12 protein-coding genes and 1 riboswitch are annotated in these 18,654 nt (G+C 63.4%); of the genes, 10 read left to right on the top strand and 2 right to left on the bottom strand.

The features are described 5' to 3' along the window. Positions 1 to 58: 58 nt before the first annotated feature. Together ABLV49_RS18355 and ABLV49_RS18350 are read right to left on the bottom strand one after the other, a co-directional pair. Entirely contained in the window at positions 59 to 1,786 is a 1,728-nt protein-coding gene (locus tag ABLV49_RS18355) for a cation acetate symporter (protein ID WP_349278697.1), read from the bottom strand. Further along, on the bottom strand, positions 1,783 to 2,106 hold the full coding sequence (locus ABLV49_RS18350) for a DUF485 domain-containing protein (RefSeq protein WP_041376474.1): 324 nt from the start codon (positions 2,104 to 2,106) through the stop codon (positions 1,783 to 1,785). Before ABLV49_RS18350 ends, ABLV49_RS18355 begins: the two co-directional genes overlap by 4 nt. 351 nt (positions 2,107 to 2,457) lie before the next feature. On the opposite strand from ABLV49_RS18350, the gene ABLV49_RS18345 reads away from it, so the two are divergent. The 10 genes from ABLV49_RS18345 to ABLV49_RS18300 all read left to right on the top strand — a co-directional run bounded on the left by ABLV49_RS18345 (position 2,458) and on the right by ABLV49_RS18300 (position 18,617). Continuing rightward, positions 2,458 to 4,116, top strand: a complete 1,659-nt coding sequence (locus ABLV49_RS18345) for an MFS transporter (protein ID WP_349278695.1) — start codon at positions 2,458 to 2,460, stop codon at positions 4,114 to 4,116. Between the two features lie 15 nt (positions 4,117 to 4,131). Then, positions 4,132 to 4,629: a hypothetical protein gene (locus ABLV49_RS18340; RefSeq protein ID WP_349278694.1), complete on the top strand. Its 498-nt coding sequence runs from the start codon at positions 4,132 to 4,134 to the stop codon at positions 4,627 to 4,629. Positions 4,630 to 4,831: 202 nt separating this feature from the next. After that, on the top strand, positions 4,832 to 10,783 hold the full coding sequence (uvrA, locus tag ABLV49_RS18335) for an excinuclease ABC subunit UvrA (RefSeq protein ID WP_349278692.1): 5,952 nt from the start codon (positions 4,832 to 4,834) through the stop codon (positions 10,781 to 10,783). 231 nt (positions 10,784 to 11,014) lie between these two features. Then, positions 11,015 to 11,089, top strand: a riboswitch (S-adenosyl-L-homocysteine riboswitch). 103 nt (positions 11,090 to 11,192) lie between these two features. Next, positions 11,193 to 12,629 carry an adenosylhomocysteinase gene (gene ahcY, locus ABLV49_RS18330; RefSeq protein ID WP_349278690.1) on the top strand — a complete coding sequence of 479 codons (1,437 nt, stop codon included), beginning with the start codon at positions 11,193 to 11,195 and terminating at the stop codon, positions 12,627 to 12,629. 302 nt (positions 12,630 to 12,931) lie between these two features. Continuing rightward, positions 12,932 to 13,837 carry a TlyA family RNA methyltransferase gene (locus ABLV49_RS18325; protein WP_432280017.1) on the top strand — a complete coding sequence of 302 codons (906 nt, stop codon included), beginning with the start codon at positions 12,932 to 12,934 and terminating at the stop codon, positions 13,835 to 13,837. Positions 13,838 to 13,846: 9 nt separating this feature from the next. Beyond that, positions 13,847 to 14,677, top strand: a complete 831-nt coding sequence (gene metF / locus ABLV49_RS18320) for a methylenetetrahydrofolate reductase [NAD(P)H] (protein WP_349278689.1) — start codon at positions 13,847 to 13,849, stop codon at positions 14,675 to 14,677. Beyond that, a complete protein-coding gene (locus ABLV49_RS18315; protein ID WP_349278688.1) occupies positions 14,677 to 15,396 on the top strand; it encodes a septal ring lytic transglycosylase RlpA family protein in 720 nt (239 codons plus the stop codon). Before metF ends, ABLV49_RS18315 begins: the two co-directional genes overlap by 1 nt. Before the next feature lie 170 nt (positions 15,397 to 15,566). Then, positions 15,567 to 16,190: a GbsR/MarR family transcriptional regulator gene (locus ABLV49_RS18310; protein WP_349278686.1), complete on the top strand. Its 624-nt coding sequence runs from the start codon at positions 15,567 to 15,569 to the stop codon at positions 16,188 to 16,190. Positions 16,191 to 16,192: 2 nt separating this feature from the next. Next, positions 16,193 to 17,593, top strand: coding sequence for a cytochrome ubiquinol oxidase subunit I (locus tag ABLV49_RS18305; RefSeq protein ID WP_349278684.1), 1,401 nt, complete (start codon positions 16,193 to 16,195; stop codon positions 17,591 to 17,593). Beyond that, positions 17,586 to 18,617, top strand: coding sequence for a cytochrome d ubiquinol oxidase subunit II (locus ABLV49_RS18300; RefSeq protein ID WP_349278683.1), 1,032 nt, complete (start codon positions 17,586 to 17,588; stop codon positions 18,615 to 18,617). Before ABLV49_RS18305 ends, ABLV49_RS18300 begins: the two co-directional genes overlap by 8 nt. The last annotated feature ends 37 nt before the right edge of the window (positions 18,618 to 18,654 follow it).

The following is an 18,654-nucleotide window of genomic DNA, read 5'->3' as shown; positions in this document are numbered from 1 at the left end:
CCATGAAAAAAGCCGGGCAGTGCCCGGCTTTTCTCTCAAGGGTTAAACACCCGCTGGCTTAGTGGCCCGAAGACTTCGAGGCACCCAGGCCGGTTTCGGAACGAACCTGCTGCGACTTGTACGCGGCGCGTTCCTTGGCGGCCTGCGGGCTGCGGTCCAGAACCGAGAACAGCCACACGCCGAAGAAGCCGATGCTGATCGAGAACAGGGCTGGCGAAGAGTAAGGGAACCAGGCTGAACCCTTTGGATAGCCCAGCACGGCTTCCCACACGGACGGCGACACGACGGTCAGGCCCACGGAGGAAATCAGTCCCAGGAAACCACCAATCACGGCGCCCTTGGTGGTGCAGTCTTTCCACAGCACCGACATGAACAGCACCGGGAAGTTGGCCGAAGCGGCAATCGCGAAAGCCAGCGACACCATGAAGGCGATGTTCTGCTTTTCAAAGGCGATGCCCAGGACCACGGCGACCAGGCCGAGTGCCAGCGTTGTCATGCGCGAAACCTTCAGCTCGGAAGCGCTGTCGGCCTTGCCCTTTTTGATGACGGTGGCATACAGGTCATGCGACACGGCAGAGGCGCCCGACAGCGTCAAGCCCGCCACCACAGCCAGAATCGTCGCAAAAGCCACGGCCGAGATGAAACCGTAGAACACGTTGCCGCCGACGGCCTTGGCCACCAGCACGGCTGCCATGTTGGCCGATCCGCCGCCGCCCTTGATGATGCCCTTGGCGGTGTCCGCAAACTCGGGGTTGGTCAGCACCAGGGTGATGGCGCCAAAGCCGATGATGAAAATCAGCACGTAGAAGTAGCCGATCCAGGTGGTTGCCCAGAACACCGACTTGCGCGCTTCTTTTGCGTCAGGCACGGTGAAGAAGCGCATCAGGATGTGCGGCAGTCCGGCGGTGCCGAACATCAGCGCCATGCCGAAGGAAATCGCCGAGATCGGGTCCTTGATGAAGCCGCCGGGGCCCATGATGGCGCGGCCAATGACCGCCGCGTCTTCTGCGGTTTTGCCGCCGTTGACCGCCAGCTGGGTTTTCACCTCGACGCCTCGGGCAAACAGCGCTTCAGGGCTGAAGCCGAACTGCGCCATGACCATGAAGGCCATGAAGGTCACGCCGGCCAGCAGCAAACAAGCCTTGATGATCTGCACCCAGGTGGTGGCGGTCATGCCGCCGAACAGCACGTAAATCATCATCAGCGCGCCGACGATCACCACGGCCATCCAGTATTCCAGGCCGAACAGCAGCTTGATCAGCGAGCCGGCACCGACCATCTGTGCAATCAGGTAGAAAGCCACCACGACCAGCGTGCCGGAGGCCGCAAAAATGCGGATCGGCGCTTGCTGGAAGCGATAGCCGGCCACGTCGGCAAAGGTGAACTTGCCCAAGTTGCGCAGGCGTTCGGCCATCAGGAAAGTAATCACCGGCCAGCCGACCAGGAAGCCGATGGAGTAGATCAGGCCGTCGTAGCCGGAGGCCATCACGGCGGCGGAAATACCCAGGAAGGACGCGGCCGACATGTAGTCGCCGGCAATCGCCAGGCCATTCTGGAAGCCGGTGATGCCGCCGCCGCCGGTGTAGAAGTCGGCTGCCGACTTGGTCTTGGAGGCTGCCCACTTGGTGATGAACAGGGTGCCCACCACAAAGACGGCGAACATGCTGATCGCCACCCAGTTGGTCGGCTGCTTGTCAACCTGTCCGAGGTCGGCGCCTGCGGCTTGCGCTGCGGCGGCTGCGAGCAGCGCCGTCAGGGCCGCCAGGAATTGGAGTCCAGCCTTCATTTGGAAGCCTCTTTCAGAATTTCGGCGGTCAGGCGGTCGTATTCGCCGTTAGCGCGGCGAACATAAATGCCGGTGATGACAATGGTGAAAACAATCACGCCAAAGCCGATGGGAACGCCCAGCGATGTGACGCCAGCGCCAATCGGTTGCGCCAGAAAAGGCTTGTTGAACGCAATCAGCGCGATGTAGCCGTAGTACACCACCATCATGAGGGCGGTCATGGACCAGCCAAAGGTGTTGCGCTTTCTACGAAGCTCGTGGTACTTGGGGTTGGCCTCAACCTTGGCCACCATGGGGTCAACCCTGACAGGATCACTCATAAATTTCCTCCGACTTGGGTAGTTCGTCATCACAACAGCCCCGGACGGGCATTGCAGGAGGTGAATTCTGGGAGGGGGGGCTGACCAAGTCCTTACGCTGAACAGTGGAAAGAACTAGGGATTTTCCCTTGGTTCAAGGGCCGCTGAAAAACAGCGGAAGGCTATTTGTTCGTGATTTATCGCCATGAGAAATAGTGTCCAAGGGTTAATACTTAGGCGATGATTTTTCGTTCCGTTCGATACCGGCGTCTGCCGGGCTGGCGTCAGAGCCGGGTCAGCTAGGGCCAAGATAGTCGCCCTGACTGCCTGCCACGGTAGCCGACAGATAGATTCATAACGGAGACAACAAAAATGGCAATAACAGTCGATAAGAGTGTCATGACGGCAGAGCAGAGAAAGGTGATTTTTGCCTCATCCCTGGGTACGGTATTCGAGTGGTACGACTTTTATCTGTATGGCTCTCTGGCGGCGATTATTGCCAAGCAGTTTTTCAGTGGGCTGGACGCTGGTTCGGCATTCATTTTCGCCTTGCTGGCGTTTGCCGCTGGATTCATCGTGCGTCCGTTCGGTGCGCTGGTCTTTGGCCGCCTGGGCGACATGATTGGCCGCAAGTACACCTTTCTGGTCACGATTGTGATCATGGGCCTGTCCACTTTCATCGTCGGGCTGCTGCCCAGCTACGCATCCATTGGTGTCGCGGCGCCGGTCATCCTGATTGCCCTGCGCATGCTGCAGGGCCTGGCCCTCGGCGGTGAATATGGCGGCGCTGCGGTTTATGTCGCCGAGCATGCGCCCGAAGGCCGGCGCGGTGCCTACACCTCCTGGATCCAGACCACCGCGACGATGGGCCTTTTCCTGAGCCTGCTGGTGATTCTGGGGGTGCGCACCGCCGTGGGCGAGGTGGCGTTTGCCGACTGGGGCTGGCGCGTGCCCTTCGTGGTTTCCATCTTGCTGCTGGCCGTGTCGGTGTACATCCGGCTGTCCATGAACGAGTCGCCTGCCTTCCAGAAAATGAAGGCCGAAGGCCGGACGTCCAAGGCGCCGCTGTCCGAATCGTTCGGCCAGTGGAAAAACCTGAAGATCGTGATTCTGGCGCTGGTCGGCCTGACCGCCGGCCAGGCCGTCGTCTGGTATTCGGGCCAGTTCTATTCCCTGTTCTTCCTGACCCAGGCGCTCAAGGTCGATGGGCCGACGGCCAACATCCTGGTGGCCTACTCGCTGCTGCTGGCAACGCCGTTTTTTGTGGTGTTCGGCACCCTGTCCGACAAGATCGGCCGCAAGCCCATCATCATGGCGGGCTGCCTGCTGGCCGCCCTGACTTATTTTCCGGTGTTCACCGCGCTGACCAAGGCGGCTAATCCTGACCTGGCCGAGGCGCAGGCCAGGAACCAGGTGGTGGTGACTGCCGATCCCAAGGAATGCTCGTTCCAGTTCAATCCGACCGGCACCGCCAAGTTCACCAGTTCCTGCGACATCGCCAAGCAGGTTCTGGCGGGCGCATCGGTCAGCTACGAAAACGTGGCCGGGCCTGCCGGCACGGTAGCCTCCATCAAGATTGGCCAGAACGCCATCCCCAGCTACACGGCCAAGGGCCTGAGCGCTGACGAGGCCCGCAAAAAGGATGCGGAGTTCAAGAAGCTCATTGGCGATGACCTGAAGGCCGCCGGCTACCCCTCAAAGGCTGATCCGGCCAAGATGGACAAGGTCATGGTCACGGCGATCCTGTTTTACCTGGTGCTGCTGGTCACCATGGTCTATGGCCCGATTGCCGCCATGCTGGTCGAGATGTTCCCCACGCGCATCCGCTACACCTCGATGAGCCTGCCTTATCACATCGGCAACGGCTGGTTTGGCGGCCTGCTGCCCACCACCGCGTTTGCCATCGTGGCGCAAACCGGCAATATGTACAACGGGCTGTGGTATCCGATCATCATTGCCGGCGTGACCTTCGTGGTGGGAACCTTGTTCGTCAAGGAAACCAAGGATTACGACATCTACGCAAACGATTGACAGGAGGCAAACCGAATGATTTACGTCAAGACGGAATCGGGCCAATCAGCCTTGCTCAGCCGCTCGCTTGCATTGACGCCCCGGCAGCGCTCTGCATTCATCATGTTCGATGGCAAGCGCAGCATGCAGGACGTTCTGAAGGCCACCGAGGGATTGGGTATTACTGAAGATGATGTGGTGCACATGGTCACGCGGGGGTTGCTGGTGCTCATTCCCACGGCAGATGGCGCCGAGGCCATGGCCCCCTTGCCGGGTGATCCCGTGATTGCGGCAGCGCCTGACCCCCTGGAAAATCCGCCTCAGTCAGACCGCCAGGATGCGCAAGCGCATTATTCAAAGGCCTACCCGATTGCCACGCGGCTCACGGCAGGCTTGGGTTTGCGCGGTTTTTTGCTCAATCTGGCCGTCGAAGCCGCCGGTGACCTGGGCAAGCTGCGGGAACTGGCGCCCAAAATCGAGCAGGCTGTCGGTCCCGATAAATTCAGGGAACTCGAAAACGCCCTCTACGGCTGAGAGGCCCGTGCCAGACTGCTGATTTTTAGCTATTTATGCATGTTGCGCACATCCAGCATGCATAGTCAGCTATATTTTTTATAGCAAAATGGTTTGCGCCCGTGGGCAAGAACTTCCCTGTCGGGGGTCAATTCGCGCCTTGGGCATTGAGCGCGCGCCAGGCTCCTAGAATGTCCGACCTCTTCAGGAAAGACCTCAGCCCATGTCCCAGGGAATCATCCGCATTCGCGGCGCGCGCCAGCACAACCTCAAAAATATCGACCTGGACATTCGCACCGGCGAGCTGACGGTCGTCACCGGCCCGAGCGGCTCGGGCAAGTCCAGTCTGGTGTTCGACACGCTGTTTGCCGAAGGCCAGCGCCGTTACGTCGAGACCTTCTCGGCCTATGCGCGGCAGTTTCTGGACCGCATGGACAAGCCGGCGGTGGACAAGGTCGAAGGCGTGCCGCCGGCGATTGCCATCGACCAGACCAATCCGGTGCGCTCCTCGCGCTCGACCGTCGGCACCATGACCGAGCTGAACGACCACCTGAAGCTGCTCTACGCCCGCGCGGCGCAGCTTTTTGACCGACAGACGGCGCAGGCCGTGCGGCACGACTCCCCTGAATCCATCTATGCCGAGCTGATGGCGCGTACCGTTGATGGTGATCCGCGCGTCGTGATGACCTTCCCGGTCGAGCTGCCGGGCAACACCAGCGCCGGGGAGGTCGAGCAGTGGCTGTCGGCCAGCGGTTTCACGCGCGTCCATGCCGAAAGGGAAGTCGGCACGCCGGCCGGGCCGCACAAGCTGCTCGATGTGGTGGCCGACCGCTTTCGCCTGCACATCACCGAAAAAATCCGGGTTATCGAGGCGATTGAAACCGCTTTGAAGCGCGGCGGCCGCCTGAATGTCTATGTGCAGCAGAAGGACGTGGATGGCGTCAGCGCGCCCGAAGAAATGTGGCGCTTTTCCACCGGACTGCACTGCCCCGACAGCGACCTGCGCTACCTGGAGCCGACGCCGTCGCTGTTCTCCTTCAATTCGGCCATGGGCGCCTGCGAGACCTGCAAGGGTTTTGGCCGCGTGATCGGCGTCGATTACGGGCTGGTGATTCCGAACGACAAGCTCACGCTGCGCGCCGGCGCCATCAAGGTCATGCAGACGCCGGCCTGGAAGGAAGCGCAGGACGATTTGATGCGCCACGCCGAGGCCGAGGGCATTCCGCGCGACACGCCCTGGAGCAAGCTCACACCCGAGCAGCAGGCCTGGGTGATCAACGGTTCGCCCGGCTGGAAGGGGAAGTGGAATTTGCACTGGTTCGGCATCAAGCGCTTTTTTGCCTACCTGGAGAGCAAGGCCTACAAGATGCACATCCGCGTGCTGCTGTCCAAGTACCGCAGCTACACCACCTGCGAGACCTGCGGCGGCGCGCGCCTCAAGCTCGAATCGCTGCAGTGGCGGCTGGGCACGAAGGAGGCTGCCGACGTGGTGCTGCCGCCGGCCGAGCGCTTCATGCCGGTCGGCGTGCAATGGACGCGCGCGCAGCTTGAAGCGATGCCGGGGCTGTGCCTGCATGACCTGATGCGCTTGCCGATTGACCGTTTGCAGAAGTTCTCCGGCAGCCTGTCGTTTGCCGCTGCTGGCGATGATGCCGAGCAAAAGGCGCTCAAGTCGCTGTTCGAGGAAATCCAGACCCGGCTGAAATACCTGTGCGATGTCGGCATCGGCTACCTGACGCTGGACCGCCAGAGCCGCACGCTGTCGGGCGGCGAGGTGCAGCGCATCAACCTGACGACCGCGCTGGGCACTTCGCTGGTCAACACCCTGTTCGTGCTCGACGAGCCGTCCATCGGCCTGCACCCGCGCGACATGAGCCGCATCACCCAGGCCATGCACCGGCTGCGCGATGCCGGCAACACGCTGGTCGTGGTCGAGCACGACCCGGCGGTCATGCTGGCCGCCGACCGCATGATCGACATGGGGCCAGGCCCCGGCGAGAAGGGCGGCCAGATCGTGTTCGACGGCACGCCCGAAGACCTCCGGCACGCCGACACGCTGACTGGCGCCTACCTGGGCGCGCGCAAGCAGGTCGGCATGGGCTTCAAGCGCGCGGTGACCGACAACACGCCGCGCCTGATCCTCGAAGGCGCGCGCGACCACAACCTGAAAAATTTGACAGTCGAGTTTCCGCTGCAGCGCCTGGTCTGCGTGACTGGCGTCAGCGGCTCGGGCAAATCGACGCTGATGCAGGACATCCTGGCGCCCGCGCTGCTGCGCCAGTTCGGCAAGGCGACCGAAACGCCGGGCCTGCACGACCGGCTGCTGGGCGCCGAGCGCCTGACGGACGTGGTGTTTGTCGATCAGTCGCCGATTGGCAAGACCGCGCGCTCGAATCCGGCCAGCTACGTCGGCGCGTGGGACGCCGTGCGCGATCTGTTCGCCCTGTCGCCGCTGGCCCAGCAGCGCAGCTACACCGCGACGAAGTTCAGTTTCAACAACGGCGACGGCCGTTGCCCGACCTGCGGCGGCTCGGGCTTCGAGCATGTCGAGATGCAGTTCCTGAGCGATGTGTACCTGCGCTGCCCCGATTGCGACGGCAAGCGCTACCGGCCTGAAATCCTCGAAGTGACCATAGCGCGCCAGGCCATCGGCCAGATCAAACCCAGATTGCTCAATGTGGCCGACGTGCTGGACCTCACCGTCAGCGAAGCCGTGCAACTGTTCGCGCAGGACCGCGAAGTCATGCGCGCCCTGCAGCCCATCGTCGATGTCGGGCTGGAATACGTCAAGCTCGGCCAGCCCGTGCCCACGCTGTCGGGCGGCGAAGCCCAGCGGCTCAAGCTGGCGGGCTTTCTGGCAGGCGCCAGCAAATCGGCGGGCCAGCGCAAAAGCGCCAGCGGACAGGCGCTGGCGCTCAAGTACCCGAATCGCGGCACGCTGTTTCTGTTCGACGAGCCGACCACCGGCCTGCATTTCGACGACATCGCCAAGCTCATGCGCGCGCTGCGCCGGCTGTTAGAGGCCGGCCATTCGCTGATCATCATCGAGCACAACCTGGACGTGATCCGCTCGGCCGACTGGCTGATCGACCTCGGGCCGGAAGGCGGCGAGAACGGCGGCCTGCTGGTCGCCGAGGGGCCGCCGGAAATCGTGCGCCAGCACCCCACGTCGCACACCGCGCTGGCGCTGCGCGACTACGAGCAGGCCATGGCCAAGACCTACAAGGTCGAGGAGCAGCGCCCCAAGGCCTGGGCGACCCGGCCGGCATTTTCCAACCTGATCCAGATCGTCAACGCCAGGGAAAACAACCTCAAAAGCCTGTCGGTCGATATTCCGCGCGGCAAGTTCAATGTGGTCACGGGCGTCAGCGGCTCGGGCAAATCGACGCTGGCCTTCGACATCTTGTTCAACGAGGGCCAGCGCCGCTACCTGGAGTCGCTCAACGCCTATGCGCGCAGCATCGTGCAGCCAGCCGGCCGGCCCGAGGTCGATGCGGTGTACGGCATTCCGCCCACCGTGGCCATCGAGCAGCGGCTGTCGCGCGGCGGGCGCAAATCGACCGTGGGCACGACCACCGAAGTCTGGCATTTCCTGCGGCTGCTGTACGTCAAGCTCGGCATCCAGCATTGCACCAGGGACGGCGCTGCCGTCATGCCGCAAAGCCTTGACGCCATCGCCGCGCAGCTCCTGAAAACCTATCGCGGCCAGCACATCGGTTTGCTGGCGCCGCTGGTGATGAATAGAAAGGGCGTCTATACCGAGCTGGCCGACTGGGCGCGGCCGCGCGGCTACACGCATCTGCGAGTCGATGGCGAATTCCTGCCGACCACCGGCTTTCCGCGCATCGACCGCTTCAAGGAGCACACGGTCGAGCTGCCGATTGCCGATATCCACGTCACGCCCGACAACGAGGCGGCATTGCGCACGGCCCTGGCGACCGCGCTGGAGCATGGCAAGGGCGTGGTGCATGTGCTGGCAACGCTTGATGGCTTGCAGGACGCGATGCTGGCCGGTTCAAGCACCAAGGCGATTGGCCGGATCGAGGCCTTTTCGACCCGCCGCGCCTGCCCGGTGTGTTCCACCTCTTACCCCGAACTCGATCCGCGCCTGTTCAGCTACAACAGCAAGCATGGCTGGTGCCCCGATTGCGTCGGCACCGGCGTCAAGCTGACCAGGGACCAGCGCAAGGCGTTCGACGATTCGGTGCTGGGCAGCGACGACAACAAGGGCCGCGAGCAGACCTTCGGCGAAGCCGAGACCGATGACGTGCTCGACGCCGTCTGCCCGGCCTGCGCCGGCACGCGACTGAACCCACAGGCGCGCGCCGTGCTGTTCGCCGATGCCGGGATTGCCGACATTGCCGCTTTGTCGGTGACCGATGTGCGCGGCTGGGTCGATCAACTGGCACTTAGCGGGCGCGAAGCCGGCATCGCCCGCGACCTGGTCCCAGAGATCAAGAGCCGGCTGGAGTTCCTCGAAGACGTGGGCCTGGGTTACCTCACGCTGGACCGGGGCGCGCCCACGCTGTCGGGTGGCGAGGCGCAGCGCATCCGGCTGGCCGCGCAGCTCGGCTCCAATTTGCAGGGCGTCTGCTACGTGCTTGACGAGCCGACGATTGGCCTGCATCCGCGCGACAACCAGATTCTGCTGGGCGCCCTGGGCAAGCTCAGCGAACGCGGCAACACGCTGGTGGTGGTCGAGCATGACGAAGACACGATTCGCCGCGCCGACAACATCATCGACATCGGCCCCGGCGCGGGCAAGCGCGGCGGGCGGCTGGTGGCGCAGGGAACGGCGGCGCAGCTCTCTGGCGTGCCGGAATCGCTGACTGGCCACTACCTGGCCAATCCGCTGATTCATCCCTTGCATGCGCGCCGCGTGACGAAGCTGCCCCCACCCCCGCCCTCCCCCAGCGGGGGTGGGAGCCACGCGGGCTTCCTTCCTTCTTCACTCCCTCCCCCTCTGGGGGAGGGCGGGGGTGGGGGCTCCCCGATTCCCGCCAAACCCCCGAGCAAGGCAAAACAGGCCGCCCTCAAAGCCCAGGCCCTCAAAGTCGCAGCCGCCAGCGCCAGCGCCCTGCACAACGCCGCGCCCGCCGCCGCCAGCCCGTTCACCTCGTGGCTGACAGTCGTCAACGCCAGCCTGCACAACCTCAAAAACGTCTCGGTCGAAGTGCCGCTCTACCGCCTGGTCGCCGTCACCGGCGTTTCGGGCTCCGGCAAATCCACGCTGGCGCGCGACGTGCTGCTGACCAGCGTCCACGCCGGCGTCACCCAGCGCTCGACCAGGGCCGGCCGCGAAGCCGACGATGCGGGCCAACACCCGGCCTGGACCGGCTGCGAGCGCATCGAAGGCTACCGCGTCGTTGACCGCGTGCTCGAAGTGGACCAGACGCCCATCGGCAAGACCCCGCGTTCCTGCCCGGCGACCTACATCGGCTTCTGGGACACGGTGCGCAAGCTGTTCGCCGACACGCTCGAAGCGCGCGCGCGCGGCTACGCGGCGGGTCGCTTCAGCTTCAACACCGGCGAAGGCCGCTGCCCGACCTGCGAAGGCGCGGGCGTGCGCACCATCGGCATGAGCTTTCTGCCCGACGTGAAGGTGCTGTGCGAAACCTGCCACGGCGCGCGCTTCAACCCCGAGACGCTGGCCGTCACCTGGCGCGGAAAAAGCATTGGCGACGTGCTGAAAATGGAAGTCGATGAGGCGGTGGATTTCTTCGCCGCCATGCCCGCCATCGGCCACCCATTGCAATTGCTCAAAGACGTGGGCCTGGGCTACCTCACGCTCGGCCAGCCGTCGCCCACGCTGTCGGGCGGCGAGGCGCAGCGCATCAAGCTGGTCACGGAACTCAGCAAGGTGCGTGACGACATCACCCGGCGCGGCCAGAAAGCGCCGCACACGCTGTATGTGCTCGACGAGCCGACGGTTGGCCTGCACATGGCCGACGTCGAAAAGCTGATCCATGTGCTGCACCGCCTGGTCAACGGCGGCCACAGCGTGATCGTCATCGAGCACGACCTGGACGTGATCGCCGAGGCCGACTGGGTGATCGACCTGGGGCCGGACGGCGGCAACGCGGGCGGGCTGGTGGTGGCGTCCGCACCGCCCGAGGCGGTGGTGGCGCTGGGAACCGCGACCGGCAAGGCGCTGGCGAGCGTGCTGGCGCGCTAGCCATTAGTCTCGAAGATGCTATGTAAATAATAGCTGCTTGCGCATAGGGGGTATGCGCAAAAGGCATAAAAGGTTAAAAAAACCGGCTGGCGCACAGGTAAAAGGCGATGGATAAACCCAGCGCGCCAGCCGACCGGGCGACCGTTGCTGAATGACGGGCCTGCACTGGGGAAATTTGCGCATGGGGTCTTTGTAACACCTGCTTTTGAGCGTGTTCTGTACAATGGCGGCTCTCCTGAGGAGCGTTGCAACCCACGGCATGTGGTCTAGGCTCAGGACTTCTATTTGCAACCACGCTCACCCGCATGTGCCTTGATGCCGGGTGAGTGAGACCCACACTCCCTTCGATTGACACCTGCGGCCGTGGCTATTTTGCCCAGCTTGACCCTCAATTTCTGGAGTTATTCCTATGAACGCTGCACTGAAAACCATGTTGAACACCGACCACATCATTGCCGACCTGACGCTGGCCGCCTGGGGTCGCAAGGAACTCAAAATCGCCGAGACCGAAATGCCCGGCCTGATGGCGATTCGCCAGGAATTCGCCGCTGCCCAGCCGCTCAAGGGCGCGCGCATCACCGGCTCGCTGCACATGACCATCCAGACCGGCGTGCTGATTGAAACCCTGCAGGCGCTGGGCGCTGAAGTGCGCTGGGCCTCGTGCAACATCTTCTCGACGCAGGACCATGCCGCCGCCGCGATTGCCGCCGAAGGCACGCCGGTGTTCGCCATCAAGGGCGAAACCCTGGCCGATTACTGGGACTACACCCACCGCATCTTCGAGTTCACCGGCACCCACGGCACGCCCGAAGAAGGCCCGAACATGATCCTGGACGACGGCGGCGACGCCACGCTGCTGATGCACTTGGGCGCGCAGGCTGAAACCGATGCCAGCCTGCTGGACAAGCCCGGCAGCGAAGAGGAAATCTGCCTGTTCAACGCCATCCAGGCCAAGCTGGCGCAAGACCCGACCTGGTACAGCCGCCGCCTGGCCAACATCATCGGCGTGACCGAGGAAACCACCACCGGCGTGCTGCGCCTCAATGAAATGTCGGCCAAGGGCACGCTGGCGTTTCGCGCCATCAACGTCAACGATTCGGTCACCAAGTCCAAGTTCGACAACCTCTACGGCTGCCGCGAATCGCTGGTCGATGGCATCAAGCGCGCCACCGATGTGATGATTGCCGGCAAGGTTGCCGTGGTGGCCGGCTACGGCGACGTGGGCAAGGGCTGCGCCCAGGCCCTGCGCGCCCTGAGCGCCCAGGTGTGGGTCACCGAGATCGACCCGATCAACGCCCTGCAGGCGGCGATGGAAGGCTACAAGGTCGTGACCATGGAATACGCCGCCGACAAGTGCGACATCTTCGTGTCGGCCACCGGCAACAAGAACGTCATCACCTATGCGCACATGGCGGCCATGAAAGACCAGGCCATCGTCTGCAACATCGGCCACTTCGACAACGAGATCGACGTGGCGTCGCTCGAAAAATGCAGCTGGGAAGAAATCAAGCCGCAGGTGGACCATGTGATCTTCCCTGACGGCAAGCGCATCATTTTGCTGGCCAAGGGCCGGCTGGTGAACCTGGGCTGCGGCACCGGCCACCCGAGTTTTGTCATGTCGTCGAGCTTTGCCAACCAGACGATTGCGCAGATCGAGCTGTTCACCAAGCAGGACGACTATGAAGCCGGCAAGGTCTATGTGCTGCCCAAGCACCTCGATGAAAAGGTTGCCCGCCTGCACCTGAAGAAGGTCGGCGCGATGCTGTCCGAACTGAGCGACGAGCAGGCAGCGTATATTGGCGTGTCCAAAGCTGGCCCTTACAAGGCCAATACCTACCGTTATTGAGATGCCTTGTGGCCCCTGCGCTCCGGGCGCAAGGGCATTTTTAAGCCAAATTGGCCTCTTGCGCATGCTGTGCATGCGCTGGCAGCTATCAAAATGATAGTTTTATTCCCCTGTACGCAACCTTGACGTTGCCGGAACCTTATGCGCGCTGATCTATTTCTTGTTGAACACGGCCATGCCACCACCCGTTCCCAGGCCCAGCGCCTGATCGCTTCGGGGGTGCACTGGCGCGTGGACGAGGCCGTGGCTGGAAAAAAGTCGCCAAGAACGGCGATGAAATTCCCGGCAACGCCGAGTTGCAGGTGCTCGACACCACCGAAGCCAAGTACATCTCGCGCGGCGGCCTCAAACTCGAAGGCGCGCTGAAAAGCACGGGCCTGGACGTGACGGGCCTGCGTTGCCTGGACATCGGCCAATCGACCGGCGGCTTCACCGACTGCCTGCTGCAGCACGGCGCCGTGCAGGTCGTGGGCGTCGATGTCGGCCATGGCCAGCTGCACGACAGCCTGCGGGCCGACGAGCGCGTGGTCTGCATCGAAGGCGTGAATGCGCGTTCGCTGACGGCTGAAGACCTGGGGGTGCATTACCGCCGTGCCCTGCACATCAGCAGCGGCAGTGAAGACGACTTCGAGGACTTCGAGGACTTTGAAGACGCTGAAGAAAGCGATGACGGCGATGAAGCGGCTGAAGCGGAGGAAGGCGGCTTCGATCCGGTGTTCGACTTCCTGACCGGCGACCTGTCCTTCATTTCATTGACGCTGGTGCTGCCCGCCGTGGTGCGGCTGCTCAAGCCTGACGGCCACCTGTTGATGCTGGTCAAGCCGCAGTTTGAACTGCAGCCGGGCCAGATCGGCAAGGGCGGCATCGTGCGCGATGCGGCGCATTTCGAATTCGTTGAAAAGCGCCTGCGCGATGCCTGCGCCGCCTTGGGGCTGGAGGTCAAGGCCTGGCTGGAGTCGCCGATTGCCGGCGGCGACGGCAACCGCGAGTTCTTCATCCACGCCCAAAAAGGGCATGAGGTGCAGGGCGAAGACCAGCCGCTGCTGGCGGCGCCGCAGCGAAAAGTCTCCAAGCGGGTGCCGCGCAGCGAGATGCGGGCGTCCTGGGCGCCGCACGAAGATTCCGAACTGGCGCAGGCGGGCCAGCATGGCCCGGCGCGCGGCAAGCGGCGCGATAAAAAATCCGATGACAACTCCACCAGTGATTGAAGGCCAGCGATGAATATTCCGGTCAGTTTTGAATTTTTCCCCCCCAAGACGCCTGAAGGCGTCGAGAAGCTGCGGCTGACGCGCCAGGCGCTGTATGCGCACCAGCCGGAGTTTTGCTCGGTGACCTTTGGCGCCGGCGGCTCGACGCAGGAGGGCACCTTCAGCACCGTCAAGGCGATTCAGGACGAGGGCGTGGCCGCTGCCAGCCATTTTTCGTGCGTCGGCGCGACCCGGGCGACGGTGCGCGACCAGCTTGGCGCCTTGCGGGCCATGGGCGTCAAGCGCCTGGTGGCCCTGCGCGGCGACCTGCCCAGCGGCTACGGCATGGGCGGCGAGTTTCATTACGCCAGCGACCTGGTGGCCTTTATCCGCGCTGAAACCGGCGATGCCTTTCACATCGAAGTCGCCGCCTACCCCGAAATCCATCCGCAGGCCAAATCGGCCGATGCCGACCTGAACGCCTTTGCGACCAAGGTCAGGGCCGGCGCCAATTCAGCCATCACCCAGTATTTCTTCAACGCCGATGCCTATTTCCGCTTTGTTGATGACGTGCGGCGGCTGGGCGTCGAGGTGCCGGTGGTGCCGGGCATCATGCCGATCACCAGTTCGACCCAGCTGATGCGTTTTTCCGATGCCTGCGGCGCCGAGATTCCGCGCTGGATTCGTTTGCGCCTGCAGGGCTATGGCGACGACATGGCGTCGATCAGGAGTTTTGGCCTGGACGTGATCACCGATCTGTGCGGCCAGCTGTGCGCGGCCGGCGTGCCGGGCATCCATTTTTATACGATGAACCAGGCGGCGGCGACGACCGAGATCATTCGCCGCCTGACGCCGGCCTGATGGCGGGTCTGGTTTTCGCCTCCCGGGGCGGCGCCCTCAAGTGCTGGCTGGCGGCGGGCCTGCTGGCCCTGATGGCGGGCTGCACGACGCTGCCCGCGCCGACGGCAGCGCCCCATCCGGCGCCGGCCTTGTCCCCGGCGGAGTCTTCGGCCTTGGCGTCGCCATCAACGCCCGCCGCTGCGACGCCGCCGGCACCGCCTCATCCATCACGCCTTGCCGACTTCATTGCCCGGCGTTTTCGCAAGCAGGTCGAGGCGCCGCCTCCGGCCGCCCCGGCTGAAGCGCCAGCGGTGCCCGATGTTCCCGTGGATGAAAAATACCGCTTGACCGGCGCGGCGGCGCTGGAGCTGGAGCGCGGCCATGCGTCGTGGTACGGCGCCCAATTCCATGGCCGCCGCACCGCCAGCGGCGAGAACTACGACAAATACGCGCTGACGGCCGCCCACAAGACCCTGCCTTTCGGCACCATTGTCCGGGTGCGCAGCCTGGCCCTGGGACGCGAAGTCGATGTGCGGATCAATGACCGGGGACCGTTTTCCCCGGGCCGCGTGATTGACGTGAGCCAGGCCGCCGCCGAAGCCCTGGGCTTGATGGGCGCGGGCGTGGCCGAGGTGTCGCTGAACGTGGCCGACACCCTGGACAACGCGGCATTGGCCCCTGGCCAGCTCAAGAAAAACGGCAAAGCACCGCGCCGCTCGGCACGCACTCACCGGCGTTGATGTTGCACCGGGTTCTGCCAGGCGGCACGAACGCCTTGCATGAATGGCGTTTCGGGAAATGCCGATCCGGCGTCAACCCTGCAATTTGAAGGGTTAAGGAAAACCGGCAGCGCAGAGCCGGAGCGTTTACTAGAATTTCAGTAATTCCTGAAACTTCAGTACATCGCACCATGAACCTTGCTCCCCTGACCCAGCGTTTTGTCCTTCACTTCGGCGAGATGGGCAGCCGCTGGGGCATCAACCGCACCGTGGGGCAGATTTACGCCTTGCTGTATGTCTCGCCCCGGGCGCTGAACGCCGACGACATCGGCGAGGCGCTGGCTTTTTCCCGCTCCAACGTCAGCATGGGCCTGAAGGAACTCCAGTCCTGGAACCTGGTGCGGCTGCAGCATTTGCCCAACGACAGGCGCGAATACTTTCAGGCGCCCGAGGATGTCTGGGCGATCTTTCGCACGCTGGCCGAGGAGCGGCGCAAGCGCGAGATCGATCCGACGCTGTCGATGCTGCGCGACGCGCTGATGGAAAAACCCTCCGGCGAGGACGACATCCATGCCCAGGAACGCATGCGGCAGATGCACGAGCTGATCGAGCTGATGACAGGCTGGCTTTCTGATGTGCAGAAGATGGACTCAAGCACACTCATCAGCCTGATGAAAATGGGCGCCAAGGTGCAAAAGCTGCTGCAGGCCAAGGACAAGGTGACCAGTAGCGTCAAGGCCGGTTTCCGGGGTCGTGCCTTGCCTGACCCTGACCCAGTGCTGCCGGAATCTGTTGCCGAAAATTCCAGGAGCTGATCATGGATGGACTTGACGCCCTGGTTCTGGCGCGGATTCAGTTCGCGGCCAACATGACTTTTCACATCCTGTTCCCGACCATCAGCATCTCGCTGGCCTGGGTGCTGCTGTTTTTCAAGCTGCGCTTTGTCAAGACCGGGCAGCAGCACTGGATGGACGCTTACCAGTTCTGGGTGAAGATTTTTGCACTGACCTTTGCGCTGGGCGTGGTCAGTGGCATCACCATGAGTTTTCAGTTCGGCACCAACTGGCCGGGCTTCATGGAGAAAGTCGGCAACATTGCCGGGCCGCTTTTAGCCTATGAAGTGCTGACGGCCTTCTTCCTCGAAGCCACCATGCTGGGCGTGATGCTGTTCGGCCGGGCGCGCGTCAGTGAAAAAATGCACACCATCGCCACGCTGCTGGTGGCCGGCGGCACCACGCTGTCGGCCTTCTGGATTCTGGCGCTGAACTCCTGGATGCACACGCCCGCCGGGTTTGAAATGATCGCCGGCAAGGCGCATGTCACGAGCTGGCTGGAAGTGATCTTCAACCCGTCGTTCCCCTACCGCTTCACGCACATGATGCTGGCCTCGGGCCTGACCGTGGCTTTCCTGGTGGCGGGCGTCTCCAGCTACCGCTGGCTGCGCCAGGAGCGCGGCGCCGAGGTCATGGCCGGGCTGAAGACCGGCATCTACCTGGCCGCTTTCCTGATTCCGCTGCAGATCCTGGCCGGCGACTTTCACGGCCTGAACACCATGGAACACCAGCCGGCCAAGCTGGCCGCGATGGAAGGCATCTGGCAAACGCAAAAAGGCGTTCCGGCGGTGCTGTTTGCGCTGCCGGATGAAAAGGCGAAAGAAAACCGCTATGAAATCGGCATTCCCAAGCTCGCGTCGCTCTACCTGACCCACCATCTCGACGGCGAGGTCAGGGGACTGAACGAGTTTGAAGGCAAGCACCCGCCGGTGGCGCCGGTGTTCTGGGCCTTTCGCATCATGGTGGGCATGGGCATGCTGATGCTCGCGGTCAGCTGGTCGAGCGTGCTGCAACTGGCGCCCTGGAAGAAAGACCCGGCCCGCAACCTTCGCAACTGGCAGGCCAGGGCCTTGGTGGCCATGACCTTTGCCGGCTGGGTCGCGCTGGTTGCAGGCTGGTACACGACGGAAATCGGCCGGCAGCCCTGGTTGGTGTCCGGCGTGCTGACCGCCGCCGACGCGGCCTCGCAGGTGGTGGCGCCCAAGATTGCATTCACGCTGTCGCTGTACCTGGCGCTCTATGCCGCGCTCATCGTGGCCTATGTCTCGGTGGTGTTCTACCTGGCGCGGCACAAGACCCCGGCCGACAGCGGCATGGAAGACACGCCGAACCCCGTCACCTACCCCGAACAGCAAACCAGCCAACCAGGAGCGGCTCATGCTTGACATGGCACCCAACCTCACCCAGGCCGCCGGCTGGATGCCGATTGTTTTCCTGGGCGTCATGGGGCTGGCGATGCTGGCCTATGTGATCCTGGACGGTTACGACCTCGGCGTCGGAATGCTGATGCGCAGCGCCAGCGAGGACGACAAGGACAGCATGATTGCCAGCATCGGCCCGTTCTGGGATGCCAATGAAACCTGGCTGGTGCTGGGCGTCGGCATCTTGCTGACGGTGTTTCCGATGGCGCACGGCGTGATTCTGGGCGCCCTGTACCTGCCGGTGGCCATGATGCTGATCGGCCTGACACTGCGCGGCGTGGCCTTTGACTTCCGGGTCAAGGCGCACGCGGCCCGCAAGCCGCTGTGGAACCGCGCCTTTTATGCCGGCTCGCTGATGGCCAGCTGGAGCCAAGGCTACATGCTGGGCTCGCTGATCACCGGCTTTGCCACGACCGGCTGGGTCATCGCCTTCAACGCGGTGATCGGCCTGGCGCTGCTGTCGGCCTACTGCCTGCTGGGCGCCGGCTGGCTGATCATCAAGTCGGGTGGCGCGCTGCAGTTGCAGGCGGTGCGCTGGGCGCGCGCCAGCCTGTGGCTCACCATGGCGGGCATCGCGGCCATTTCGCTGGCCACGCCGTGGGTCAGCCGGGCGATTTTCGACAAGTGGTTTTCGTTTCCCAATATCGTGCTGCTGCTGCCGATTCCCGTTGCCACCGCCGTGCTGTTCTGGGTGATCCACCGCAGCCTGCAGCGCCTGCCCACGCGCCTGGCGCAGGGCAACGAATACGGCATCTGGGTGCCTTTCGGCGGCACCATCGGGGTGTTTTTGCTGGCGTTCTACGGCCTGGCCTACAGCCTGTTTCCGTGGCTGGTGATTGACCGTATCAATATCTGGCAAGCCGCCATTTCGCCGGAATCCATGGGCGTCATCCTGGCGGGCGCGGTGGTGGTGTTGCCGATGATCATCGGCTACACCGTGTTTTCCTACCGCGTCTTCTGGGGCAAGAGCGGCGCGCTGAAGTATTAAAGAGGGCCGCACGGACGCTGCGGTTGACGCACCTCGG

Source organism: Polaromonas hydrogenivorans (assembly GCF_040105105.1).
GTDB lineage: Bacteria > Pseudomonadota > Gammaproteobacteria > Burkholderiales > Burkholderiaceae_C > Polaromonas > Polaromonas hydrogenivorans.
The sequence above is the reverse complement of the archived record's forward strand: the minus strand, read 5'-3'. Positions and strand labels throughout refer to the sequence as shown.